We start from the raw sequence: 23085 nt of genomic DNA, 5'->3' as shown, positions 1-23085 counted from the left end.
CTGCAGCCATCCGCTCGCGGCCTGCGCCATCGCGCATGCAAGCGGCGGCGCTCCTCCCCCGCCGCCGCTTGCACCAGGCGCATCGCGTTGCACCTCAGGCGCGATGCGCCGGTGCGATCACCGCCACGGCGCGCACCGCTGTTGTCAATGCCAGCTCCTGCTCACACCGCTGCATGACACACAGCGTCATCGCGCCAACGGATTGATCAGGATCAAGGCAGCCCTCGGGCAAACCCACAAGACTTACTCCATCTTCTGCACACAACGAGAATTTCTATGCGCATGCGCTCTACCCTTCTGCTCGCCGCCCTGGCCGCCAGCTTTGCCAGCGTCCCCGCATTGGCTCAATCCAAAGGCGACTGGACGGTTGCCGTCGGCGCCCACCAGGTCGCGCCCAAATCCGATAACGGCCGTCTGGTCGGCGGTACGCTCGAAGCAGACGTCGGCAAGGACATCAAGCCGACCTTTACTGCGGAATACTTCATCGCCGACAACCTGGGCATCGAAGTTCTGGCTGCGCTGCCGTTCGAGCACGACATCGCGCTCCGCGGCATGGGGCGTGTCGGCAGCACCAAGCATCTGCCGCCGGTGATTTCGCTGCAGTACCACTTCAACAGCCAGGGCAAGCTCTCGCCGTTCGTTGGCGCGGGTATCAATTACACCCGTTTCTTCAGCACCGACACCCGCGGCGCGCTGGCCGGCAGCGATCTGGAACTGGACGATTCCTGGGGCCTGGCCCTGCATGCAGGCGTGGACTACAAGCTCAGCGAGCGCGGCGCCCTGCGCGTGAACCTGCGTTGGATCGATATCGACACCGAAGCCAGCCTCGATGGCAACCGCATCGGCACGGTCAACATCGACCCGCTGGTCTATGGCGTGGCGTACGTGCACCGGTTCTGATCCACTGCGTGCGCGGTGCATCTCTGGCACACTGGGCGTCCAGGGACGTGCATCCACCGCCGGAGTTGCGGACAGGTTGGTCACGTCGACCGCCTGTCCGACCTACCGGGGATTCCATGAGCATGCTGATCCGTACCGCCCTCGCCATCGCACTGGCCGCTTCGGCCACACCCGCTCTTGCACAGTCGGCCGGCCACTGGACCACCGGCTACGGTGCCGGCTATGTCTCGCCCAAATCCGACAGCGGCACCTTCGGCGGCACGCGTGCCGAGATCAAGGGCGCACCGGCGCTGTCGTTCACCTACGAATACTTCATCCGCAACAATCTCGGCATCGAGGTGCACGCTGCCGTCTCGGGCAAGCACGATCTGGAACTCGACGGTATCGGCAAGGTGGGGAGCTACTGGTCGGTGCCGCCGAGCGTGCTGTTGCAGTACCACATCAACGGCTACGGCACGGTGTCGCCGTTCGTGGGTGTGGGCATCAACTACACCACCTTTCTCGGTGAAGACGTCGATGATGCATTCGGCAATGGCGATCTGAGCTTCGACGATTCGGTGGGCGCCACCGCGCATGTCGGCGTGGACTTCATCTTCAACGAGCGCAGCGGCTTGCGCGTGGATGCGCGCTGGACCGGCTCGCAAAGCAACGTCGACTTCAACGGCGCGCGGCTGGGCAAGGCGAAGATCGATCCACTGACCTATGGCGTGTCCTACCTCGTGTACTTCTGATCGTATTGTAGACGCCACGCTGAGGCGTGGCCGTCGTGCAACCGGGACGGCCATAAAACCGTCCCGGACCGTTGCGTACAATTGCGGGATGAAGACCTTCTCTCCCTCTACCGTCGTCCTGGCCGCAGCCATTGCTGCAACACTCCAGCCCATGACCGCATTCGCCTGGGGCCCGCAGGGCCACCGCTTGGTGGCGCGCGTTGCAGAAACCGAACTGACACCGCAAGCGCGTGCGCAGGTGGCGCAATTGCTCGCAGGCGAGTCGAATCCGAGCCTGGCCGGGGTCGCGACCTGGGCCGATGAACTGCGCGAACACGATCCGGATCTGGGCAAGCGCTCCGGGCCCTGGCATTACATCAACCTGGGCGAACACGAGTGCGGCTACGTGCCGGCGCGCGACTGCCCGGATGGCAATTGCGTGATCGCCGCGCTCGAGCAGCAAACCGCGTTGCTTGCCGATCGCAGCCAGCCGTTGGACGTGCGGCGGCAGGCGTTGAAGTTCGTGGTGCATTTTGTCGGCGACATCCATCAGCCCATGCATGCCGGTTACGCGCACGACAAGGGCGGCAACACGTTCCAGCTGCAGGTCGATGGCAAGGGCAGCAACCTGCATGCGCTATGGGACAGCGGCATGCTCAACGACAGCCACCTCAGCGACGATGCGTATCTGCCACGTCTGCTGGCGTTGCCGGCTGCCGCTGCGGTGTCTCCGGCGCTGCCGCCGCCCGCTGCTGCCTGGGCGCAGGCGTCGTGCAAGATCGCGATCACACCGGGCGTGTATCCGAGCGAGCATGTAGTGCCGGACAACTACATCGCCACCTATCGTCCGATCGCCGAGACGCAATTGCGGCTTGCCGGCGACCGACTCGCCGCCGTGCTCAATGCGGCGCTGGCTGCCCCCTGAGATGGAGACGCCGATGCAGCCCGAAGTCCTTACGTTCTTCCACGCCGACAGCAACACCTTCACCTATGTGGTCGCCGATGCGGCAACCGGTGCAGCGGCGGTGATCGACCCAGCGCTGGACTATGCGGCCGACACCGGCGAGGTCAGCACGCACGCCGCGCAGGCCATCGTCGATGCCATCGCCGAACACGACTGGCAGGTGCACTGGCTGCTGGAAACCCATGCGCATGCCGATCACCTGTCTGCCGCGCAATGGCTCAAACAACACTGGCCACAGGCGCGCATCGGCATCGGCGAAGGCATTCGGGATGTGCAACAGACACTCGCACCGCGTTATGCCTTGCCAGAGGACTTCCGCGCCGATGGCTCGCAGTTCGATCACCTGTTCGCCGATGACGAACGCTTCCAGCTCGGGGGCATCCAGGCGCGCGTCATCGCGGTGCCTGGGCATACCAGCGACAGCATCGCGTATCTGATCGGCGATGCGCTGTTTCCCGGCGATTCGTTGTTCATGCCCGACGCGGGCACGGCGCGCTGCGATTTTCCCGGTGGCGATGCGCGGCAACTGTTTGCCTCGATCCAGCGCCTGTATGCGCTGCCGGAAGACACCCGTGTGTTCGTCTGCCACGACTACGGCCCGGGCGGCCGCGCTGTGGCGCATCAGACCAGCATTGGCGAACAGCGGCGCCGCAATATCCATGTGCGCGATGGCGTCGAGATCGAGGCGTTCGTGACACAGCGGCAGGCACGCGATGCCACCTTGCCCGAGCCCAAGCTGATCCGGCCTGCGCTGCAGGCCAATCTCCAAGCTGGCCGATGCGGCGGAGTGGATCGGTAACGTTCCAGTGTGGTCGCCACGCGGCGCACGGGGTGCAGCCGCTATGATCGGTCTCTGACCCTGCTGGAGCTTACCCATGCGCACGATCGGTTTTTGGCAGCGCGCGTTTTGCGTGCTGATGCTCGCCCTGCCCGTCCTGGCCACTGCGCAGACTGCACCGGTAACGGTGTTTGCCGCAGCAAGCTTGAAGGAATCCATGGACGAGGCCGCGGCCGCTTACGAAAAGGCGACCGGCACGCCGGTACGCGTGTCGTATGCCGCCAGCTCCGCACTGGCACGCCAGATCGAGCAAGGCGCACCGGCAGACGTGTTCTTCTCGGCCGATCTGGAATGGATGGAGTATCTGCAGCAGCGCGGCCTGGTGCTGCCGGCGCAGCGCCACAACCTGCTCGGCAACACGCTGGTGCTGATCGCCCCGGCCGCCAGCAAGGTGCGCGTGGACCCGCGCAAACCTGGCACGATTGCCAAGGCGCTCGGCGACAGTGGCCGGTTGGCGGTTGGCCAGACCACCAGCGTGCCGGCCGGAAAATACGCCGCCGCATCGCTGCGCAAACTCGGCCAGTGGGATGGCTTGAGCAACCGCCTGGCCGAGTCGGAGAGCGTGCGCGCCGCATTGATGCTGGTCTCGCGTGGCGAGGCGCCGCTGGGCATCGTGTACGGCTCTGATGCACGCGCCGATCCCAAGGTGCGCGTGGTCGCCACGTTCCCCGACGACAGCCACGATGCGATCGTGTATCCGGTCGCTGCGTTGAAGAACAGCAGCAATCCCGACACCGTCAAGTTCGTGCAATGGCTGAGCAGCAAACCGGCCAAGGCGATCTTCACCCGCCGCGGTTTTTCGTTGACCGATTGAGGCGCGCCGTTGTCGATGTTCACCCCGCAAGAGCTGACCGCGATCGGCTTGAGTCTCAAGGTCGCGATCGTTGCCGCCATCGCCAGCCTGCCGCCGGGTATCGCTTGCGGCTGGTTGCTGGCGCGGCGGCGCTTTCCGGGCAAGGCCCTGTTGGACGCGTTACTGCACTTGCCCTTGGTGATGCCACCGGTGGTGACCGGCTACGCGCTGCTGGTGGTGCTGGGCACGCAGGGGCCGGTCGGTAGCTGGCTGCTGGAATACTTCGGCATCCAGTTCGCGTTCCGTTGGACCGGCGCGGCGCTGGCATGCGCGGTGATGGGCTTTCCGTTGATGGTGCGCGCCATTCGCTTGTCCATCGAAGCCACAGACCGCCGCCTGGAAGCGGCCGCCGCCACGCTCGGCGCCGGTCCGTGGCGGGTGTTCTTCAGCATCACCTTGCCGCTGGCCTGGCCGGGTCTGGTCGCTGGCACGGTGCTGGCATTCGCCAAGGCCTTGGGCGAGTTCGGCGCCACCATCACCTTCGTCTCCAACATCCCTGGCGAAACCCAGACCTTGTCGTCGGCCATCTACGGCTTGATGCAGGTGCCCGGCATGGAATCAGGTGTGTGGCGGTTGGCTGGCGTTGCGCTGGCGATTTCGCTGGCCGCGCTGCTGCTGTCCGAATGGCTGGTGCGCAGGCCGCATCCGCGTGAGGACGACTGATGCTGGACATCGATCTGCAATTGCAGCGCGGCAACTTCCAACGCCACATCCGGATTCAGGACGCCGCCCGCGTGGTGGCCTTGGTCGGCCCGTCCGGTGCGGGCAAGACCACCGTGCTCAACGCGATCGCCGGGCTGGTGCGACCGCAGGCCGGGCATATCCGCATCGATGGGCGGTGTCTGTACGATGCCCGGCAAGGCGTGAACCTGCCTACGCACAAACGCAGGATCGGCTATGTCTTTCAGGATGCGCGGCTGTTTCCGCATCTGGATGTGCGCCGCAATCTGCGTTACGGCCGGCATGCGCGTGGCGCGGCGCCGTTCGGTTTCGACGATGTGGTGGCATTGCTGGGGATTGCGCCGTTACTGCAACGCCGGCCGCGCAATCTGTCCGGTGGCGAAGCGCAACGCGTGGCGATCGGCCGCGCCTTGTTGTCGCAACCGGCGATTCTGTTGTTCGACGAGCCCTTGTCGGCGCTGGATCAGGCGCGTCGCGAAGAATTGATTCCCTACCTGCAGCGCGTGCGCGACGAGATCCGTCTGCCGATGTTGTACGTGAGCCACAATCCCGATGAAGTGCAGCGCATTGCCGACAGCGTGCATGTGCTGGAGTAAGCGCAGCCGGCAGCGCTGGTGCGTTGCGTCCATTCGCTGACGCAAGGCCTGCGTCAGCGGGCAACCTTGCCGGTGCGCACGCTGACCTTGCCCTGCCGCATCTCGAAGGTGAATGCGAACGACAGCGTCACCGGCACCGGTTCTTCGCCGGTTGCGCCGGTGCAGTCGTCCAGCGCCGCCGGCTGCGCCACACCAGGCGCAAACGTACACATCGCGGCCGGCACGAACTGCCAGTGCTGCACCGTGGTACGCACCGCCTGCACCAGATCGGCATTGCCCGGCAGCAGACCGGCCGCGCATTCGTCGCGGTCGGACATCGGATCGACGCGCTGCACCGCGCCGTCGGCGGTCAGGATCACATGCGCGCAGACGGTGGTCGGCGACAAGCTCTGCCGTGGCGAATCGGCCGGCAGCACCGGCGCCGCGCTGCGCAGCGCGCGCGGCATGCGGAAGCGTTGTGTCGGCGCCAGCGTATAAGGCTGGATCGAAGAATCGCCGTCGCCGCCCGACTGCGCGCTCAGCATGCGCTGGTCCACCGAATCTTCGCGCTGGCTGCGCTGCTGTTCCTGCACACGTGGCGTTGCGCATGCGCCAAGCGACAGCGCCAGGACTGCGGCGCAGATAGGAGCACCTCTCATCGCAGCGCCTCCTGTAATTCGCAGCCTGGCAGCGCGCAACCGGCAAGGCGCTCGGAGGGTGGCGCATGCGATCGTGCAGCGCTGGCGCTGGCATCGGCGGTCTTGGTCGTTTGCTCAGGCGCATCCAGTTCGAACTTCACCGGCACGCGCACGTTCGATGCAATGGCCTTGCCCTGTGCGTACGCAGGTTTCAGTCGCCATTGGCGCGCTGCATCCAGCACCGCTTGATCGAAGACACCGGCCGGCGTGCTGCGCACGACGGCGATGTGCTGCGGTACGCCACCTGGGTCGACCTCCATCTGCAGTTCGACAAAACCCTCAATGCCGCCATCGAACGCAGGTGCAGGATATTTAGGCGGTCGCATCGTGGTGAAATCCGCATAGTTCGACTCCCGCATGCGAGTGACACCCGCCGCATCGCTGTCTGCAGGCGCGGCGTAAGACACTGCTGCGATACGTGCTGGCTGCAGGGCCCAAGCGGCGGCACTGAGTGTTACCGCGAGCAACAGCACGCCCCCACCGCTCCAGCGCGAACGCTGGGCATCTTTCACTGGACCACGCAACGCCGCGATCCGCTGCGTCAACGGATGCGAGGCAGCCCAGTGACAGGCGAGCGGTGTGCAACCGGCACCCAGCTGGGTCTTGAGCATTGCCGTGGCATAGCTGCGGCGCTTGCCTAGATGCTGTGCCAGCACGGCCGCATCGCAGGCCAGTTCCTGATCCAGCCGGAACGCGCGCCAGGCCAGATGCATCAGCGGGTTGAACCAACCGATGCAGAGCAGCAGTGCCGCAAGCAGATTGGCATGCAGATCGCCGCGGCGCAGATGCAGCCGTTCGTGCGCCAGCACCAGCGCACGTTCGGCAGCGCAATAGCGCGTAGTGAAATCCGACGGCACCACAATACGTGGGCGCCAGATTCCCAATGATGCCGGCAGCCCGGTGTCATGCGTTGCCGACCACACTGCATTGTCCAACGCGTACAAAGGCCCAAGGCTGCGCACGAAACGATGCTGCCGCCGCCACAGCATGGCTGCCATCAGCGCGGCACCAGTCAGCCACACCGCCAATGCCAGCGTCGTCCACGCAGCAGCACCGTCATGCGCGTTGGACAGAGCCGGCATCGCAGCAAGCAGCGGCACCTTCAACATCGCAACATCCGATTGCGGGCTTGGCAGCACGGCGGCCAACAAGGCGAGCGGAACGCATGCCCAGATCGCGTACGCCGCCGTTGCACCAAACCAGCCGCGCAATGGGCGCCGTAGGAGCAGACAGATCGATAGCGCGGCCGCGGTGTAAAGCGTTGCGCGCAGCAGTAGCGGAACCAGTGCGTCAGGGCTCATCGTCCAACTCCTTGATCAGCTTTTTCAATTCCGCGATGTCGGACGCGCTGAGCTTTCCGCGCTCGCTGAAATGTGCCACCAATGGCGCCACCCGCCCACCGAATAGCCGTTGCAGCAATCCTTCGCTCTGTTGCTGTACCCACTGCTCGCGTTGCAGCAGCGGGGTATAGAGATATTTGCGCCCGTCTTTCTGCGCGGCGATGGCGCCCTTGTTGAGCAGGCGATTGAGCAAAGTCTTGATGGTCGGCTCGGCCCAATCGGTCTGTGCCAGCGCTGCGACCACCTCTTCTGCCGTGCGCGGAGCACCGTCCCAGAGCACTTGCATCACTACCGCCTCTGCATCGCTGATCGACATCCGATTACATCCGTAATTTTTACTGATTACATGCGTAAACCCAGTGGTTGTCAAGCCTGTTCCTCCTCGGGCTTCAAGCAGCGATTGCAGCGACCAACCGCAACGCCAACTGCCCAAGCAACCGGCTCGCCATCGGCTCGGCTACCCTGCACGGATGACCGAACATCTCACTGACCTGCCCTCCGCCGTGCAGCGGATCCTGCAAGATATCGAAGGCCCCTTGCGCGTCGGTGCGCCGCTTGGCATCGGCAAGCCGCATCGGCTGTTGAACGCCTTGTATGCGCAGCTCAAGGACACGCCGTCACGACCGCTGGCGCTGTACACGGCGCTGTCGCTCAATCCGCCCAAGCCCGGTGCGGGGCTGGAGGCGCGCTTTGCGGCGCCGTTCGTTGCACGTCATTTCGGTGACGACTTTCCGCGCTTGGCGTATGTCGACGACATGCTGCGCGACGCATTGCCGGCGCATGTGCAGGTGGAAGAGTTCTACATGCAGTCCGGCGGCCTGCTGCACTCCACGCAGGCGCAGGCCGACTACACGAGTCTGAACTACACGCACGCCGCTGCGGCGGTGGCGCAACGCGCGCCCAACCTGATCGTGCAGAAGGTGGCGCGCGAACCGGGCGGTATGCGGCTGTCGCTGTCGTGCAACAACGACATCACCCAGGACACACTCGATGCGGTGCAGGCGCTCGGCCTGCCACGTCCGCTGTTGGTGGCGGAAGTGGATACGCAACTGCCGTGGATCGGCGGCACTGCAGCGGTGGACGAGGCGTTCTTCGATCTAGTCATCGACCTGCCCGGCCCGTCGCCGCGCCTGTTCGGCTTGCCGCGGCAACCGGTAAACACCATCGACTACGCGATCGGTTTGTATGCCAGCACGCTGGTGCGCGATGGCGGCACCTTGCAGATCGGCATCGGCACGTTGGCTGATGCGCTGAGCCATGCGCTGGTGCTGCGACAGACCGACAATGCGACCTATCGGCGCGTGCTGCATGCATTGGATCCGGAGCTGGAACAGCATCCTGCGGTGCACGCCAGCGGTGGTCTGGAGCCCTTCGAGATCGGCCTGTACGGTTGCAGCGAAATGCTCAATGAGGGCTTCAAGCAGCTGGTGGACTGCGGCGTGATCCGCCGCAAGGTGCACGACGATCTGCCGCTGATGCAGCGCATCGCCGACGGCAGTGCCGATGCAGCCGATCACGCGCAGCTGGCACGCGAAGGCGAGTTTCTGCATGGCGCGTTCTATCTTGGTTCGCCGGACTTCTACCAATGGCTGCGCGATCTGGATGCGGAGACCCGCGATGCCATCGGCATGCGCCGCATCAGCGAGATCAACCAGCTCTACGGCGGCAACGAAACATTGGAGCGCTTGCAACGCCATCAGGCACGCTTCTTCAACTCCTGCATGATGGCCACCGCGCTCGGTGCAGCGGTGTCCGATGGGCTGGACGATGGGCGCGTGGTCTCCGGTGTCGGTGGTCAATACAACTTCGTGGCAATGGCGCATGCCTTGCCGCAGGCCCGCAGCGCGCTGATGCTGCGGGCCACCCGCGATGCCGGAGCACATGCAGCGAGCAATGTGCGCTGGAATTATGGGCACACCACCATCCCGCGCCATCTGCGCGATCTGTACATCACCGAGTACGGCATCGCCGATCTGCGTCACCAGACCGATCAGGACTGCGTGCTGGCGATGGCGGGCATCTGCGATGCGCGCTTTCAGGATGCATTGCTTGCCACAGCAAAGACATCGCGCAAGCTGCGTAGCGACCCTGTACTGCCTGCCCGCGCACAACGCAATACACCGCAAGCGCTGGAACAGGCATTGGCGCCATTTCGCCGCGACGGCAGCCTGCCGGACTACCCACTCGGCAGCGACTTCACCGAGGTCGAGCAACGCGTGCTACGCGCCCTGACCTGGCTCAAACGCGCCACTGCCAGCAACAGCGCGAAACTGACGACGGTGTGGCGCGCACTGCTGTCACGCGATGCGAGCGATGCAGACGACGCTGCCTGCTTGCAACGCATGGCATTGGACACGCCACGCGGCATCGGTGAGCGCGTGCAGGCACGGCTGCTGGCATACGCCTTGCGCAAGACCAGATCGCACTGAGAGCGGCTTTGCCGGGATGTGCCGAGAAACGATGTCATGGCGCGTTTATCGCATTGTGACCCACGACGGCAACACTGCGGAAAGCGTTGCGTCAAATTTGGCCGGGATGATGGCGACCACCTTCTTTCCGGCTTCGGTGCATGCGCTTTCTACACGCTTTTTCGGCTTTGAATCCAGGCGATGACAGCAAAGCGAAGCCATCGCGCGCCAAGCGAAGCAATTCGAGACATGCTGCATTTTGCGGCGTGTTGATGATGGCCAGCGTCACTTCACACGCCGCACCTCGCCTCACCGATCTGCAGTACATCGGTAGCCACAACAGCTACCACGCCGGCTTCGCCCCCAGTGAAGCGGCACTGCTGAAACAACTGAATCCGGAATTGTTCGCAGCACTGGATTATCGCCATCCAGCGCTGACGCAACAGTTGGACGATGGCGTCAGACAGCTAGAACTGGATGTGTTTGCCGACGCGAACGGCGGCCGCTACGCGCACCCGGCGATCGTCGCGCAGATCGCCAAGGCCGGCTTGCCACCAGCACCGCCAAGCGCACCAGCCGGCGTGATGGACAAGCCGGGCTTCAAGGTCATGCATGTGCAGGATGTGGATCAGCGCAGCAACTGCCAGCCGTTGATCGCCTGTCTACAGGAAGTGCGCGCGTGGTCCAAGCAGCACCCCAAGCATGTGCCGATCTTCATCCTGCTGGAAACCAAACAGGCAGCGTTGAAGCTAAGCTTTCCGACCGTGCAGCCGGAGCCGTTTGATACCGCAGCGCTGGATGCCTTGGATGCCGAACTGCGCTCGGTATTTCAGCCCGGCGAGTACCTCAGCCCCGACCAAGTCCGTGGCACGGCAGCTACGCTCAACGCCGCTGTGCTCGCGCATGGCTGGCCATCCTTGCACGAAGCACGCGGCAAGGTCGTGTTCCTGCTCGACCAGCGCGCGGCCGGTGCCAGTTACCTGCCCGGGCATCCGTCATTGCGCGGCCGCGTTTGCTTCACCAACGCCGTGCCGGGCGAAGACGATGCCGCGTTTACTGAACTCAACGATGGCCCCGTCGAGAAGATCAAACAGCTGGTGAAAGCAGGCTATCTGGTACGCACGCGGACCGACGCAGACCTGAAAGAAGCGCTGCACAACGACACTACGCGCCGCAACAGCATGCTGGCCAGTGGTGCGCAATTGCTCAGCACCGACTTCCCCGCACACGAGCCGGCCAGCAACGGTTACGTGGTGCGCTTCGATGGCGATGCGGTCGCACGTTGCAATCCGCAGCTTCCGCACGCGCATTGCAAGGGTGTCGACCTCACGCATTGAGTGGGGTCACGTCCGCAATCGCACCACCCACGCAAAACACCCAGACCTGTCGCAATGGAAGGCGTCGGCGATGCACGCCTGCGCCCGCGTTATCGGGCACCCCACGTTCTCCAGCTACGCGAGCCAACTGCATGCAGCACCCCCGCACCTTCCATCGCCTGACCTGCGCCATTGCGCTGGCGCTGTCGGCACCTGCGTTTGCCGAGACTCCCGAGCCCGCTACCACCACATTGGATTCGGTCAACGTGCAGGCCAAGCACGCTGCAACACCGGGATCGCTCAACGAACAGCGCCTGTCCAGCAGCGTCAACAGTGTGATGAGCAAGCAGCAGATCGATGCCATCCCGTCGGGCGGCATCGCCGATGTCGTGTCGCACATGCCGGGCCTTTCCGCGTACAGCGACATGCATCTGGGCCAGGCCACCACTGGCGAGAACGCCTACGTCAGCATCCGCGGCATGGATGCCAGCTACAACGCCTACACCCTCAACGGCTTCGGCATGCCCGAGACCGATTCGTCCACGCGCGCCATCTCGTTGAACATGCTGGCGCCGTTCGGCATCCAATCGGTGCAGGTTTCCAAGTCGCCCACACCCGACATGCCGGGCGACTCGATCGGCGGTGCGATCGACATGCGCACGCCCAATGCCTTCGACTTCGATCGCGATGTCTATGCCAAGACCACCGCGCAAGGTCAGTTCAACGCGCTGGCCTCTGACCTGGGCGGCAAGGACACCGGCGGCACCTTCCAGCAGGAGCTGGCCTGGAAGTTTGGCGACGGCCATGCCTTCGGCCTCTACGCATCGGCCTATTACGGCAAGAACAACAACATGGCACAAGCGCCGGCGCCCAACAGTAAGTACGTGCCGGCCGATCCTGCATTCGCCAGTGCAACGGACCTGCGCGATGTCGGTCCGTTGATCAGCACCCGCTACAAGTACAGCCTCTACACCAGTCAGATCGAACGCTATGGCGGCAATCTCTCGCTCGATTGGCAGGGCGACAACAGCGCACTCTATGCGCGTGCCATCTACGGCAGCTACGGCGTGACCGGGCAGCAGGATCAGTCCAGCGCGCGCCTGGAGACCTATCGCAACCAGCCAACCGCCGTGCGCGGCGGCTACGTCAACACGCACGATATCGACGAGAAGCTGGCGACGCTGCAACTCGGTGGCCAGACCACGCTGGATCGCTTGCGCTTCGACTATGGCGCTTCAGTCGGTCGCGGCACCCGCAGCCGTCCGGACTATGTGTCAGCCAGTCTGTATGGTTTTACGCCCGGTAGCTTCGCCTTCGACCTCAGCAACCCGCGCTATCCGAGCATCGCGCCAAGCTCGCCTGCATTGAAAGACTTTTTCTACAACCTGGATTCGTCGCTGCTGTGGAAGGTGCAGGGGCATGACGCCGGCAGTCACGACAACCGCGTCAACGCACATACCGATATCACCTATCAGGTCGATGGCGATGTACTGGACAGCGTCAAAGTCGGCCTGTCTGCCGATCACTCCGACCGCGGCGCCTATGATCATCCGTTCTTCCACAAGGACGGCAACTTCGTCACCAATGGGCCTTATTTTGGCGGGCCGAATTACGCGTTTCCCACTGCCGGCGGCCCACCGCTGAGCGCGATCCCGGGACGTGTCACCAATAGCGCGTTCGATGGCCGTTACACAGGCCCGTTCAAGCTATTGGACCGCAACTGGATGCTCGCGCAGGCGCTGCCTTACAAGTACGTCAACGATCCCAACGGCGCGGGCGTCTACACCGCCAACGACTACAACGCCAACACCACCTCCAGCACCGAGGCGATCTATTCCGGTTACGCAATGGCCGCGCTGCATATCGGCTCGGTGAGCGTTCTGCCCGGTGTGCGCTACGAGTTGACGCGCTACTCGGCCCAATCCTGGCAATCCAGCGGCGATGGCAGCACCGGCAGTTTTGTCGGCACCGGCAGCACGTATGGGCAAGTGTTGCCGGGCATCAGCGTCAACTATCGGCCAGACGATCTCAACGTGTACCGCGCTTCATTGCGCCGCAGTTTCAGCCGCCCGGCGTTCGGCCTGATTTCCGGCGAGACGGTGTACACCATCGACGACACCCAGCAGGTGGTCGGCATCTCCAAGCCCAATCCCGATCTGCATCCGAGCAAGGCCGACAACGCCGATCTCTCCGCCGAGTTCTACGACCACAACGGCGGCGTACTCAGTGCATCGACCTATTACAAACGCATCACCGGCTTCATCTACACCTCGCAATCGGCGACCAGCAACGACAACACGCTGGGCGGCCTGGTACCGACCGGCACCACGTTCGAAAACGGCGTGCCGGTGACGATGCCGCAGAACGGTGGCACCGCCAAGCTCTATGGCCTGGAATTGGCGGCGAGCAAGCGCCTGCAGGACCTGCCGGGCATCTGGAGCAATTTCGGCGTCACCGCCAACCTCACGCTGCAACACAGCGAAGCAGACAGCAAACGCAGCGATCAACCGGAAAAGACCTGGTTGCCGCGCGCACCGGAGCGCATCTACAACCTGGATCTGTTTTACGACGATACGCATCTGCGCACCGACCTGAGCTACAACTACACCGGCCTGCAATTGCTGGGCTTGACCAGCGACCGGCTCAACTACTACCTGCAACCGGTGAAGTCGTTGGACTTCAATGCCACCTACCATTTGCCGCACCATATCGATGTGGGTGTGTCGGCCAAGAACCTGCTCAATGCGGCAACGTTCTACGAAACGCAGGGCAAATCCAAACGCTACATGGCCTACGATCCCGGCGCCGATGGTGCGTATGTACAGACCGGCCGGGTGTACATGCTGACGTTGGGCTATACCTACTGACGGCAGACCTGCAGACAGATGCGGCGCGATGTCTGCAGCTGCAAAGACCAGGTTTGCGCTGATTCAATCGATCGCCTGACTGACATACAGGCGATCGATTATTGCGCGGTGCACGACTCCCTCCACCGCCCGGATAGACGCATGAGCAGCCGGCTGACGCGTCGACTCGGCAGCTGCGCGGAGGCGAGATAGCAGGTATCCACTTCTGACCCGCATCGATACTGCGTTCTCAGTCAGTCCCGGTGCAGCCATTTCACGCAGACCACGCAGGCAGCTCGGGCAAGGTGCGCGCATGCCTCTTTCGGACCTGCTCATGCCCTCACGCCCCTACGCTCGCGCCTGCCTGCTCACTCTCGCCCTGAGCGCTTCATTGTCTGCACTGGCGCAAGCGCCGCAGCCCGCTGCTGCACCTGCACCTGCAGCAACGCCAGCGGCGAAAGTCGTGCCGAGCGGCCCGCGTTCGGATCTGCATGCACAAGTCCTGCTGGATCGCGCGCATTTTTCGCCGGGGCAGATCGATGGCGAGCGCGGTTCCAATCAGAAGCGTGCCGTCTCCGGGTTTCAGGCCGCGCACAACATCAAGGTGACCGGTGAGCTGGATGACGCGACCTGGCAGGCCTTGCAGGCCGACGCCACGCCGGCGCTGGTGCAATACACGCTCACCGCTGCCGATGTCGCCGGACCGTTCCAGCCGATTCCCAAGGGCCCGGCCGAGCAGGCCAAGCTGCCCTCGCTCGGCTACACCTCGGTGGATGAGGCACTGGGCGAGCGGTTTCATGCCGACCCCGAACTACTACGCCAACTCAACCCCGGCGTGGACCTGAGCAAGGCCGGGGGCGTGATCCAGGTTCCCAACATCGACGGTGTCCCGCCACTGGCCAAGCCGGCCAAGCTGGTGGTCGACAAGTCCGAGTCGACGCTGCGCCTGTTCGATGCCGACGGCAAGGTCTATGCGCAGTTCCCGGTGTCTTCCGGCAGCAAGCACGACCCGCTGCCGATCGGCCGCTGGAAGGTCCTGGGCGTCGCGCGCGATCCCGTGTTCAAGTACAACCCCAAGCTGTTCTGGGACGCGAAGAAGGGCGATCAAAAGGCGACCTTGCCGTCGGGTCCGAACAATCCTGTGGGCCGCGTCTGGATCGACCTGTCCAAGCCGCATTACGGCCTGCACGGCACGCCGGAACCCGGCCATGTCGGCAAGACCGAATCGCATGGCTGTGTGCGCCTGACCAACTGGGACGTGGTCAATCTGGCCAGCGTGGTCGGCCCGTCCATGCCGGTGGTGATGCAGGAGTAAGCATGAAACTGCTGATGATGCTGGTGGTAGGTGTGCTGCTGGGTGCAGCCGGCTATTGGTGGCTGGAACGTGAGGCACCGCGGGCGACAGTAGAGCCAGCGGCCACTGTTGCACCCGTGGCAACACAGCGCGACGCGGCGCCTGCCGAACCGGCATCTGCTGCTCCGGCAGCCGCGCCACCGCCAGCCGTTGCCGCTGCGCCGGCAACCGATGCGGCGCCAGCCAATACGCCTGCAGCAGCAACGCCTGTGCCACCAGCTGACGCCGCAGTTTCAGGCTCTGGCTTGTTGATTCCGGTACAAGGCATCAGCAGCAGCCAGCTGCAGGACACCTTCACCGACGCACGCAGCGAAGGCCGCGTGCACGATGCCATCGACATCCTCGCACCGACCGGAACAGCGGTCCTCGCAGTGGCAGACGGCACGGTCGAGAAGCTCTTCAACAGCGAACGCGGCGGCCTGACGCTGTATCAGTTCGACCCGAGTGGCACGTATTGCTACTACTACGCGCATCTGGAGCGCTACGCCGATGGTCTGGCGGAAAAACAGCCGATCAAGCGCGGCCAGATCATTGGCTATGTGGGCAGCACCGGTAACGCAGATCCTGCGGCACCGCATCTGCATTTCGAGATCCATCGCCTCGGGCCGGAAAAAGAATGGTGGAAGGGCGAAGTCGTGAATCCGTATCCCGTCTTGCATGGCGATCAGACACTGCAGTGATGCACTGATGCGGTGGCGTACACAAAGAGCGGCTAACAAAACGTAGCGAGCGGTCGTCAGGTGGGTGCGGGCGGCGCGCTCAGAACCGGAGTGTACGAGCGGTACATGAGGATTCCGAGCACCGACCGCGCCCGCCTGGCGGCTGCGCAGTAGGTTTGTTAGCCGCTCTAAATCAACATCCCACCAGACACCTCGATGCGCTGCGCATTGATCCAACCGGTGCCCGGCGCCAGCAATGCAGCCACCACCGGTCCGATATCGTCCGGCAGCCCAGGGCGACCTAATGCAGTGACCGAGGAAATCATCGCGTTGACCTGCGCGTTGTCACGCACGCTGCCGCCATTGAAGTCGGTTTCGATCGCACCCGGCGCCAGCGTGTTGGCACGGATGCCCCGCGCGCCCAGCTCTTTGGCCAGATAGCGGGTGAACACTTCCACCCCGCCCTTCATCATCGCGTAGGCCGACGAACCGGGCAGTGCAAAACGTGCAAGGCCGCTGGACACGTTGAGGATGCGTCCGCCATCGGCAATCAGCGGCAACAACGTCTGGGTCAGAAAATACGGGCCTTTGAGATGGATGTTGAACAGCGCATCGAATTGCGCAGGCGTGGTCTCGGCAATGGGCGCATGCAAGCCGGTGCCGGCGTTGTTGACCAATGCATCGAAGTGGCTGCGACCCCAACTGGTCAACACTTCCGTCAGTTGAGCGGCAAATGCAGCGAAGCCCTCGACATTGGCAACATCCAGCTGCAAGGCATGCGCGCGACGCCCCAGCTTTTGAATGTCTGCGACAACTGCAGCAGCCTCGCCTGCTTCGCTGCGATAGGTCAGCACAATGTCGCTGCCGTCGGCAGCGAGCGCGAGCGCGGCGTTGCGGCCCAGGCCACGGCTGCCGCCGGTGATCAACGTGATGGGGGTGGTGTTCGACATGCTGTACTCCGGGAGTGAGGGATGATGCCTAGGACGACTACACGCCTGTAAGGATGTCAGCCGCGTCGGTGCTTGGCATCGGTGTTTGCCAGCGATGTTGTAGCGCGTGTTTGTGCGCCAGCCTGCGACGGTATGTGTATCGCGTCGTTGCAAAGACTATTGCGCTTGCCGCGCCGCATAAATCAGCTCAGGCTGATTGCACCGTTCAAAAGTATCGACCAATCGATGGACACCTTGGAGTCGTTGCGCGCATTCCTACGTGTGGCCGAGCTCGGCAGTTTCACCCGCGCCGCCGAAACCTTGGGCCTGCCCAAGGCCAGCGTCTCCACTGCCGTGCAACGGCTTGAAGCGTCGCTCGGCACCCAGCTGTTGCATCGCACTACACGCCGCGTGCAACTCACTGCCGACGGCACCGCGTTCTATCAGCGCGGCCGCGATTTGCTCGATGACATGGACGAGTTGCAAGGCATGTTTCAGCGCGACCGTAGCCAGTTGCGAGGGCGCTTGCGGGTGGACATGTCGTCCGGCATTGCGCGCAATTTCGTGATTCCCGCCTTGCCGGTATTTTTGGCACTGCATCCACAACTGGAAGTGGAGATCAGCGGCACCGACCGCCGCGTGGATGTGGTGCGCGAAGGCTTCGATTGCGTGTTGCGCGTGGGCGCGCTCGAAGACACCAACCTGGTCGCGCGACCGCTCGGCGCGTTTCGCATCATCAACTGCGCCAGCGCGGATTACCTGACGCGGCGTGGCACACCGCGCTGTCTGGACGATCTGGCGCAGCACGATCTGGTGCATTACGTCACGACGCTGGGCCAGCGGTCGCCCGGCTTCGAGTACCACGACGGGCAGACCTATCAACTGCTGCCGATGCGCGGCCCGGTGACGGTCAACAACGGCGATGCCTATCTTGCTGCGGCATTGGCGGGCCTGGGCATCATCCAGGCACCGGCCAGCCCGTTGCGCCCACACCTGGATAGCGGCGCCTTGATCGAGGTGCTGGCCGCCATCGCGCCCGAACCGATGCCGGTCACGCTGCTCTACGCGCAGCGTCGCCACCTGCCGCAACGCGTGCGCACGTTCATGGATTGGGTGGCAGAAGTGATGGCGCCGCATCTTGAGGCGGTGTTGCGGTAAGCCCGCGCGCCACCAGATCGCTGTTGTCTTCATTGAAAAAAACACCCGATCTCAAAAAAACAGGCACCTTTTGCAAGGTGCCGGTGAGGTACAGCAGTAACATCGTCGGGCGATTCAGCAGTCCCGGCCGTGTACTCGATCAAAACGTGTAGTTGAAGGTCAGCATTCCATTACGCGATGCGCCCCATGCGCCGTAACCGGAGTTGATCTGCGAGTAATAGCGCTTGTCGAACAGATTATCCACGTTCAACTGCACCGAGAACTGCGGCGATAGCCGATAGCGTGCGAACGCACTGACCAGTGCATAGGCGTCCTGCTCCACTGTGCCGTAGGTCGCATCGACGTAATAGATGCGGTTCTGCCAATTGATGCCGCCACCAACGGTCAGGTCGCTCCATGCGCCCTGCGGGGTATAGCTGTTGAACAGCTTGATGGTGGTTCGCGGAAGGTGCTTGTTGATTGAGGTGTCATTGGCATCGCGCGCAGTGTAGTGCGAGGCACCGAAGGTGGTGTTCCAGCCTTCTGCAAGACGGCCAGACACTTCGAAGTCGAAGCCCTCGCTGATGGTGCCACGTGCAGCGATATACGCCTGCTCGCCATTGGGCAGCAGGATGTTGGTGGGCTGTGCAACGTTGTCTTGCTCAATGCGGAAAATAGCCAGCGATGCGTTCAACCGGTCATCGAACCAGGCTGCCTTGACGCCAGCCTCGTAGCTCTTGCCGTCGATCGGATCCAGGAACGTGTTGTTGAGACTACGCAGGCTCTGCGGCTGAAAGATCTCGGTGTAGCTGACGTAGGTGGACCAAGTGTCGTCAATGTCGTAGATCAGACCGGCATAAGGCACCGTGACCTTGTGCGAACGATTGGCGCCTTCGCCTTCGCTTTGCCAGTCCGTATAGCGCGCACCGGCAATCAAGGTCAGCGGATCGGCAAGCGACAGACGCACCGCCGCGTAGCCAGCCTTCTGGGTGATGGTGCCGCCGCTTGGGAAGACGTCTGCGGTGCTCCAATCGGGCTGCGCATAATTGCCGTTCCAGGCGCGATAGTCGGGAATGGTTTCGTACACAAGCGGATCAAACGAAGCGACCGGGAAATTTGACCGGCCAACATTTAGGTATTCGCGACGGTTGTAGCTCAGGCCGCCCATGAACTGGTGTTCGCGTCCGAACGCCTGGAACGGGCCGTCCACATAGGTGTCGGCACCGTCGACCTTGCGCTTGGTTTCGTAGTGGCCGGAATACGGTATTACGCCACCGCCGGTTTGACGGTCGAAGCCATAGATCGTGTAGAACGGATAGAACAGCGTGTTATTCGCTGCGGTCTCTTCGTGGCTCACGTTGGCCTTGAAGTTCCAGCCATTCTCGAATGCATGCTCCAGACTGGCGAATGCACGCTCCATGCGTGTGTCCCAATAGGTCCAGTCAGTCGCCGGATTGAACGAAATTGGGAAGTTGGTACGCGTGCCATCGCTATAAACCAGCGGGAAGCCGCCCCAGGTGACATCGTCCGATTCCTTTTTCTGGTACTCGTAGCCCACGCTCAGCAAGGTGCTGTCGGTGAGGTCGGCATCGATGATCGCCGAGCCAATCTTCTTGCGCATGCTGTAGCGGTCCATATCCGACTCCCCGTCCTGATACACGCCGATCACGCGCGCGCGCACGTTGCCGCTGGGCGTCAGCGGCACGGTGACATCGACCACGTTGCGGGTCTTGTTGAAATCGCCACCACCCACCGACACCGTGCCGGTGAAGTCGCGGCTGAGCGCATGCTTGCGCACCAAGTTGATCGAGGCCGACGGATTGCCCGAGCCAGTCAGCAAGCCGGTTGCGCCGCGCACCACCTCGACGCGGTCGTACAGTGCCACGTCCAGAGAAGAATCGCCGTAGCTCCAGGCCTGATCCATGTAGGCCGGAATACCGTCGAACTGGTAATTGTCGATATAGAACCCGCGTGCGAAGAACTCCACGCGCTCGCTGTCGCTGGGCGCCGATGACACGCCGGTGACGTTGTTGAGCACGTCGGTGATGCTCTGCAGGTTCTGGTCGTCCATGCGGTCACGGGTGATCACGGTGACCGACTGCGGAATCTCGCGCAGCGACAGATTCATGCGCGTGCCGGCGGTGGTCTTCTCCACCGTATAGCCCTTGGCCTGCTCGCCCTGCACAATCATCCGGTCCAGCGTGGTGACCTCGGCATCGGCGGCGGCAACGGGCGCTTCGGCCAGGGCCTGGCCGGCGGCCAGCGTGCACAGCGCAGCGAACAGCGCGCGCGGCAGGGCATGGCGACGCGCGCCCATGGAAACATGACGCAACTCGGTACTACGGATCATCGGGAACTCCAACGCAGACGGAATCAGACCACGCGCTGCGAAGACGCCGCGCCGGCAACAAGGGGGAGGAAGCGGTGTGCCGTACCAGCGGCAGCACGTCATTTTAATGGGAATGATTCACATTTTAAATAGCTGGGTTGACATTTTTTTAGCATTTGCTTGACATAAGCGAGCGCTACCTGGATGGGAGCGCGTTTCGCAGGATCTGGTCCAGCGGAGATCAGCAAGGCCTATTTCGATGGTCTTTCTGCCCCCAGCAAGGAATTTCTGCTGCTGCCCCGCACCGGGCACGATCCCAACCCGCCGATGATGGACGCTCAGTTAAAGGTGCTGACCACGATCCGCGCATCGGCGCTGGCCAACGACGCGCACTGACACGCGCAATGCCTCCGTTGCACGACGACGCATCGCGCATCGCTGATGAGGCCCAACAAAAAAGCCGGCTTTCGCCGGCTTTTTTCTTCAGCGCAACACGCGAGGCCTTACAGCGCCTTGGCTGCCGTAACCACATGCTCGGCCGTGATCTTGAAGTACGCATACAGCTGATCCGCCGGCGCCGAGGCACCGAAGGTGTCGATGCCAACCACATCGCCATCCAGGCCCACATACTTGCGCCAGAAGCCGGTCACGCCCGCTTCAACCGCCACGCGCTTGCGCACCGCATTCGGCAATACCGACTCGCGATAGGCCGCGTCCTGGCGATCAAACACATCGGTGGACGGCATCGACACCACGCGTGTCTTCAGGCCGGCCGCATCCAGGGTCTGCTTGGCTTCCACCGCCAGGCCGACTTCCGAACCGGTCGCGATCAGGATCACGTCCGGCACGCCGCCTTCGGCATCGGCCAGCACGTAGCCACCGCGTTCGATCAGCTTGATCTGCGCGTCGCTGCGCGGCTGGTGCTGCAGATTCTGGCGACTGAACACCAGGCAGCTCGGGCCGTCCTTGCGAGTAATGGCGGCCTTCCAGCTCACCGCCGATTCCACCGCATCGCCCGGGCGCCACACATCGTTGTTGGGGATGTAGCGCAGAGAAGCCAGGTGCTCCACCGGCTGATGGGTAGGGCCGTCTTCGCCCAGGCCGATCGAGTCGTGCGTGTACACGTGGATGGCATGCGCCGGATTCAGCGCGCTCATGCGCACGCCGTTGCGCGCGTAGTCGCTGAACACCAAGAAGGTGGCGTCGAAGGGAATAAAGCCGCCATGCAGCGCCAGGCCGTTGGCAATGGCGGTCATGCCGAACTCGCGCACGCCGTAATACACGTAGTTGGCATCCGGGTCGTCGGTGGCCACCGACTTGCTGGCCTTCCACAAGGTCAGGTTGGAATGCGCCAGATCGGCAGAGCCACCGATCAGTTCCGGCAACAGCGGCGCGAACGCTTCGATCGCCAGCTGCGAGGCCTTGCGCGAGGCGATGGTCTGGCCATCCTGCTGCGCCTTGGCGATGTAGGCATCGGCCTGGGCGATGAAGTCGGCCGGCAGCTCGGCGTGCGAGCGACGGGTCAGTTCGGCAGCTTCGGCCGAATACTGCTTGCCGTACTTGTCGAACAGCTGCTCCCACTCGGCCTGACGCAGTGTGCCGGTGCCGCCTGCGCGCCAGCCGGCGTAGATCTCTTCGGGAATTTCGAACGGGCCGTACGGCCACTCCAGCGCCTTGCGCGCGCCTTCCAATTCTTCCTTGCCCAGCGGTGCGCCGTGCGAGGATTCCTTGCCGGCCTTGCTGGGTGCGCCGAAGCCGATCTTGGTGCGGCAGCAGATCAGCGTGGGCTTGTCGGTGTTCTCCAGCGCGGTCTCGATGGCGGCCTTGATCTTCTCGGCGTCATGTCCGTCCACATCGCGGACCACATGCCAGCCATAGGCCTCGAAACGTGCCGGCGTGTTGTCGCTGAACCAGCCATCGGTGTTGCCGTCGATGGAGATGTGGTTGTTGTCCCAGAACGCAACCAGCTTGCCCAGACCCCAGGTGCCAGCCAGCGAGGCGGCTTCGTGCGAGATGCCTTCCATCATGCAGCCATCGCCCATGAACACCCAGGTGCGGTGGTCGACGATTTCCAGCTCCGGGCGGTTGTAACGCTGCGCCAGCAACTTCTCAGCCAGCGCAAACCCGACCGCATTGGCGAAGCCCTGACCGAGCGGACCAGTGGTGGTCTCGATGCCGGGGGTTTCGCTGCGCTCGGGGTGGCCGGCGGTCTTGCTGTGCAGCTGACGGAACTGCTTGAGCTGCTCGATCGGCAGGTCGTAGCCGGACAGGTGCAGCAGCGCGTACTGCAGCATCGACCCGTGACCGTTGGACAGCACGAAGCGGTCGCGGTTGAACCACTGCGGGTTGTTCGGGTTGTGCCGGAAGAAATCGTTCCACAGCACTTCGGCGATATCGGCCATGCCCATCGGCATGCCGGGATGGCCGGATTTGGCGGCTTCGACCGCATCTGCGGCAAGAAAACGGATGGCGTTGGCCAGCTGGCGGCGGGTGGGCTGGGTCATGGGCGTCTATGGAAGCGGAGGGGAACACCGCTGAAAGCGGAGCC

20 protein-coding genes, 1 other RNA gene and 1 pseudogene are annotated in these 23085 nt (G+C 63.4%); 14 read left to right on the top strand and 8 right to left on the bottom strand.

Annotation, left to right across the window (positions count from 1 at the left end):
* Positions 1-94: 94 nt before the first annotated feature.
* The gene (locus FFY45_RS02175) at positions 95-238 is read right to left on the bottom strand and encodes a hypothetical protein (RefSeq protein WP_176339228.1); all 144 of its coding nucleotides are present in this window, start codon (positions 236-238) and stop codon (positions 95-97) included.
* A 38-nt stretch (positions 239-276) separates the two neighbouring features.
* On the opposite strand from FFY45_RS02175, the gene FFY45_RS02170 reads away from it, so the two are divergent.
* The 7 genes from FFY45_RS02170 (at position 277) to modC (ending at position 5542) form a co-directional block, all read left to right on the top strand.
* Entirely contained in the window at positions 277-900 is a 624-nt protein-coding gene (locus FFY45_RS02170) for an OmpW/AlkL family protein (RefSeq protein ID WP_176339226.1), read from the top strand.
* Between the two features lie 116 nt (positions 901-1016).
* A complete protein-coding gene (locus tag FFY45_RS02165; protein ID WP_023902611.1) occupies positions 1017-1631 on the top strand; it encodes an OmpW/AlkL family protein in 615 nt (204 codons plus the stop codon).
* A complete protein-coding gene (locus FFY45_RS02160) occupies positions 1603-2535 on the top strand; it encodes a S1/P1 nuclease (RefSeq protein WP_255171843.1) in 933 nt (310 codons plus the stop codon). Before FFY45_RS02165 ends, FFY45_RS02160 begins: the two co-directional genes overlap by 29 nt.
* Positions 2536-2548: 13 nt before the next feature.
* Positions 2549-3373: an MBL fold metallo-hydrolase gene (locus FFY45_RS02155; protein ID WP_176339222.1), complete on the top strand. Its 825-nt coding sequence runs from the start codon at positions 2549-2551 to the stop codon at positions 3371-3373.
* Positions 3374-3449: 76 nt separating this feature from the next.
* Complete coding sequence (modA, locus tag FFY45_RS02150) at positions 3450-4226, top strand: molybdate ABC transporter substrate-binding protein (protein ID WP_176339219.1); 777 nt, start codon at positions 3450-3452, stop codon at positions 4224-4226.
* 15 nt (positions 4227-4241) lie between these two features.
* Positions 4242-4928 (top strand): molybdate ABC transporter permease subunit, encoded by a 687-nt coding sequence (modB, locus tag FFY45_RS02145; protein WP_023902607.1) that lies wholly within the window; start codon positions 4242-4244, stop codon positions 4926-4928.
* Positions 4928-5542 carry a molybdenum ABC transporter ATP-binding protein gene (gene modC / locus FFY45_RS02140; protein WP_176339217.1) on the top strand — a complete coding sequence of 205 codons (615 nt, stop codon included), beginning with the start codon at positions 4928-4930 and terminating at the stop codon, positions 5540-5542. The genes modB and modC overlap by 1 nt, the downstream gene beginning before the upstream one ends.
* A gap of 53 nt (positions 5543-5595) precedes the next feature.
* On the opposite strand, the gene FFY45_RS02135 is transcribed toward modC, so the two are convergent.
* Genes FFY45_RS02135 through FFY45_RS02125 form a run of 3 tightly spaced genes read right to left on the bottom strand, consistent with a single transcriptional unit; the run spans position 5596 to position 7875 of the window.
* Positions 5596-6180: a hypothetical protein gene (locus tag FFY45_RS02135; RefSeq protein WP_176339215.1), complete on the bottom strand. Its 585-nt coding sequence runs from the start codon at positions 6178-6180 to the stop codon at positions 5596-5598.
* A complete protein-coding gene (locus tag FFY45_RS02130; RefSeq protein WP_176339213.1) occupies positions 6177-7520 on the bottom strand; it encodes a TonB family protein in 1344 nt (447 codons plus the stop codon). Before FFY45_RS02130 ends, FFY45_RS02135 begins: the two co-directional genes overlap by 4 nt.
* Positions 7510-7875, bottom strand: a complete 366-nt coding sequence (locus FFY45_RS02125; protein ID WP_043888927.1) for a BlaI/MecI/CopY family transcriptional regulator — start codon at positions 7873-7875, stop codon at positions 7510-7512. The genes FFY45_RS02130 and FFY45_RS02125 overlap by 11 nt, the downstream gene beginning before the upstream one ends.
* 154 nt (positions 7876-8029) lie before the next feature.
* Between FFY45_RS02125 and FFY45_RS02120 the strand changes: the two genes are divergently transcribed.
* From FFY45_RS02120 to FFY45_RS02100, 5 genes are all read left to right on the top strand, one after another.
* The gene (locus FFY45_RS02120; protein WP_176339211.1) at positions 8030-9988 is read left to right on the top strand and encodes an acetyl-CoA hydrolase/transferase C-terminal domain-containing protein; all 1959 of its coding nucleotides are present in this window, start codon (positions 8030-8032) and stop codon (positions 9986-9988) included.
* Between the two features lie 140 nt (positions 9989-10128).
* On the top strand, positions 10129-11304 hold the full coding sequence (locus FFY45_RS02115) for a phosphatidylinositol-specific phospholipase C1-like protein (protein WP_176339209.1): 1176 nt from the start codon (positions 10129-10131) through the stop codon (positions 11302-11304).
* A gap of 131 nt (positions 11305-11435) precedes the next feature.
* A complete protein-coding gene (locus tag FFY45_RS02110) occupies positions 11436-14150 on the top strand; it encodes a TonB-dependent receptor (RefSeq protein ID WP_176339207.1) in 2715 nt (904 codons plus the stop codon).
* A 370-nt stretch (positions 14151-14520) separates the two neighbouring features.
* Entirely contained in the window at positions 14521-15444 is a 924-nt protein-coding gene (locus FFY45_RS02105) for a L,D-transpeptidase family protein (RefSeq protein ID WP_176339301.1), read from the top strand.
* Between the two features lie 2 nt (positions 15445-15446).
* Complete coding sequence (locus tag FFY45_RS02100; RefSeq protein WP_176339204.1) at positions 15447-16163, top strand: M23 family metallopeptidase; 717 nt, start codon at positions 15447-15449, stop codon at positions 16161-16163.
* A gap of 30 nt (positions 16164-16193) precedes the next feature.
* On the opposite strand, the gene FFY45_RS02095 is transcribed toward FFY45_RS02100, so the two are convergent.
* Both FFY45_RS02095 and FFY45_RS02090 read right to left on the bottom strand, forming a co-directional pair.
* Positions 16194-16270, bottom strand: a non-coding RNA gene (locus FFY45_RS02095) — sX9 sRNA.
* Positions 16271-16330: 60 nt separating this feature from the next.
* Positions 16331-17092 carry an SDR family NAD(P)-dependent oxidoreductase gene (locus FFY45_RS02090; RefSeq protein ID WP_176339202.1) on the bottom strand — a complete coding sequence of 254 codons (762 nt, stop codon included), beginning with the start codon at positions 17090-17092 and terminating at the stop codon, positions 16331-16333.
* Between the two features lie 159 nt (positions 17093-17251).
* Here FFY45_RS02090 and FFY45_RS02085 point away from each other — a divergent pair, with 159 nt between their 5' ends.
* Positions 17252-18229, top strand: coding sequence for a LysR family transcriptional regulator (locus tag FFY45_RS02085; protein WP_176339200.1), 978 nt, complete (start codon positions 17252-17254; stop codon positions 18227-18229).
* Between the two features lie 139 nt (positions 18230-18368).
* Here FFY45_RS02085 and fhuE read toward each other — a convergent pair whose 3' ends face one another.
* The gene (gene fhuE, locus FFY45_RS02080; RefSeq protein WP_176339198.1) at positions 18369-20558 is read right to left on the bottom strand and encodes a ferric-rhodotorulic acid/ferric-coprogen receptor FhuE; all 2190 of its coding nucleotides are present in this window, start codon (positions 20556-20558) and stop codon (positions 18369-18371) included.
* Between the two features lie 210 nt (positions 20559-20768).
* Here fhuE and FFY45_RS02075 point away from each other — a divergent pair.
* Positions 20769-20933 (top strand): annotated as a pseudogene (locus FFY45_RS02075) (alpha/beta hydrolase); the annotation flags it as partial.
* Positions 20934-21040: 107 nt separating this feature from the next.
* Here FFY45_RS02075 and tkt read toward each other — a convergent pair.
* On the bottom strand, positions 21041-23041 hold the full coding sequence (gene tkt, locus FFY45_RS02070) for a transketolase (RefSeq protein WP_176339194.1): 2001 nt from the start codon (positions 23039-23041) through the stop codon (positions 21041-21043).
* Positions 23042-23085: the final 44 nt, after the last annotated feature.

Origin of the sequence: Xanthomonas hortorum (genome assembly GCF_011305375.1) — a bacterium.
GTDB classification, from domain to species: Bacteria; Pseudomonadota; Gammaproteobacteria; order Xanthomonadales; family Xanthomonadaceae; genus Xanthomonas; species Xanthomonas hortorum_E.
The sequence above is the reverse complement of the archived record's forward strand: the minus strand, read 5'-3'. Positions and strand labels throughout refer to the sequence as shown.

Bases quoted from the DNA above. Each gene is read 5' to 3' on its own strand.
- tkt (WP_176339194.1), bottom strand. From the start codon at position 23,041: ATGACCCAGCCCACCCGCCGCCAGCTGGCCAACGCCATCCGTTTTCTT.
- FFY45_RS02110 (WP_176339207.1), top strand. From the start codon at position 11,436: ATGCAGCACCCCCGCACCTTCCATCGCCTGACCTGCGCCATTGCGCTG.
- FFY45_RS02155 (WP_176339222.1), top strand. From the start codon at position 2,549: ATGCAGCCCGAAGTCCTTACGTTCTTCCACGCCGACAGCAACACCTTC.
- fhuE (WP_176339198.1), bottom strand. From the start codon at position 20,558: ATGATCCGTAGTACCGAGTTGCGTCATGTTTCCATGGGCGCGCGTCGC.
- modB (WP_023902607.1), top strand. From the start codon at position 4,242: ATGTTCACCCCGCAAGAGCTGACCGCGATCGGCTTGAGTCTCAAGGTC.
- FFY45_RS02165 (WP_023902611.1), top strand. From the start codon at position 1,017: ATGAGCATGCTGATCCGTACCGCCCTCGCCATCGCACTGGCCGCTTCG.
- FFY45_RS02115 (WP_176339209.1), top strand. From the start codon at position 10,129: ATGCGCTTTCTACACGCTTTTTCGGCTTTGAATCCAGGCGATGACAGC.
- FFY45_RS02120 (WP_176339211.1), top strand. From the start codon at position 8,030: ATGACCGAACATCTCACTGACCTGCCCTCCGCCGTGCAGCGGATCCTG.
- FFY45_RS02125 (WP_043888927.1), bottom strand. From the start codon at position 7,875: ATGTCGATCAGCGATGCAGAGGCGGTAGTGATGCAAGTGCTCTGGGAC.
- FFY45_RS02130 (WP_176339213.1), bottom strand. From the start codon at position 7,520: ATGAGCCCTGACGCACTGGTTCCGCTACTGCTGCGCGCAACGCTTTAC.
- modC (WP_176339217.1), top strand. From the start codon at position 4,928: ATGCTGGACATCGATCTGCAATTGCAGCGCGGCAACTTCCAACGCCAC.
- modA (WP_176339219.1), top strand. From the start codon at position 3,450: ATGCGCACGATCGGTTTTTGGCAGCGCGCGTTTTGCGTGCTGATGCTC.
- FFY45_RS02100 (WP_176339204.1), top strand. From the start codon at position 15,447: ATGAAACTGCTGATGATGCTGGTGGTAGGTGTGCTGCTGGGTGCAGCC.
- FFY45_RS02170 (WP_176339226.1), top strand. From the start codon at position 277: ATGCGCATGCGCTCTACCCTTCTGCTCGCCGCCCTGGCCGCCAGCTTT.
- FFY45_RS02135 (WP_176339215.1), bottom strand. From the start codon at position 6,180: ATGAGAGGTGCTCCTATCTGCGCCGCAGTCCTGGCGCTGTCGCTTGGC.
- FFY45_RS02160 (WP_255171843.1), top strand. From the start codon at position 1,603: ATGGCGTGTCCTACCTCGTGTACTTCTGATCGTATTGTAGACGCCACG.
- FFY45_RS02090 (WP_176339202.1), bottom strand. From the start codon at position 17,092: ATGTCGAACACCACCCCCATCACGTTGATCACCGGCGGCAGCCGTGGC.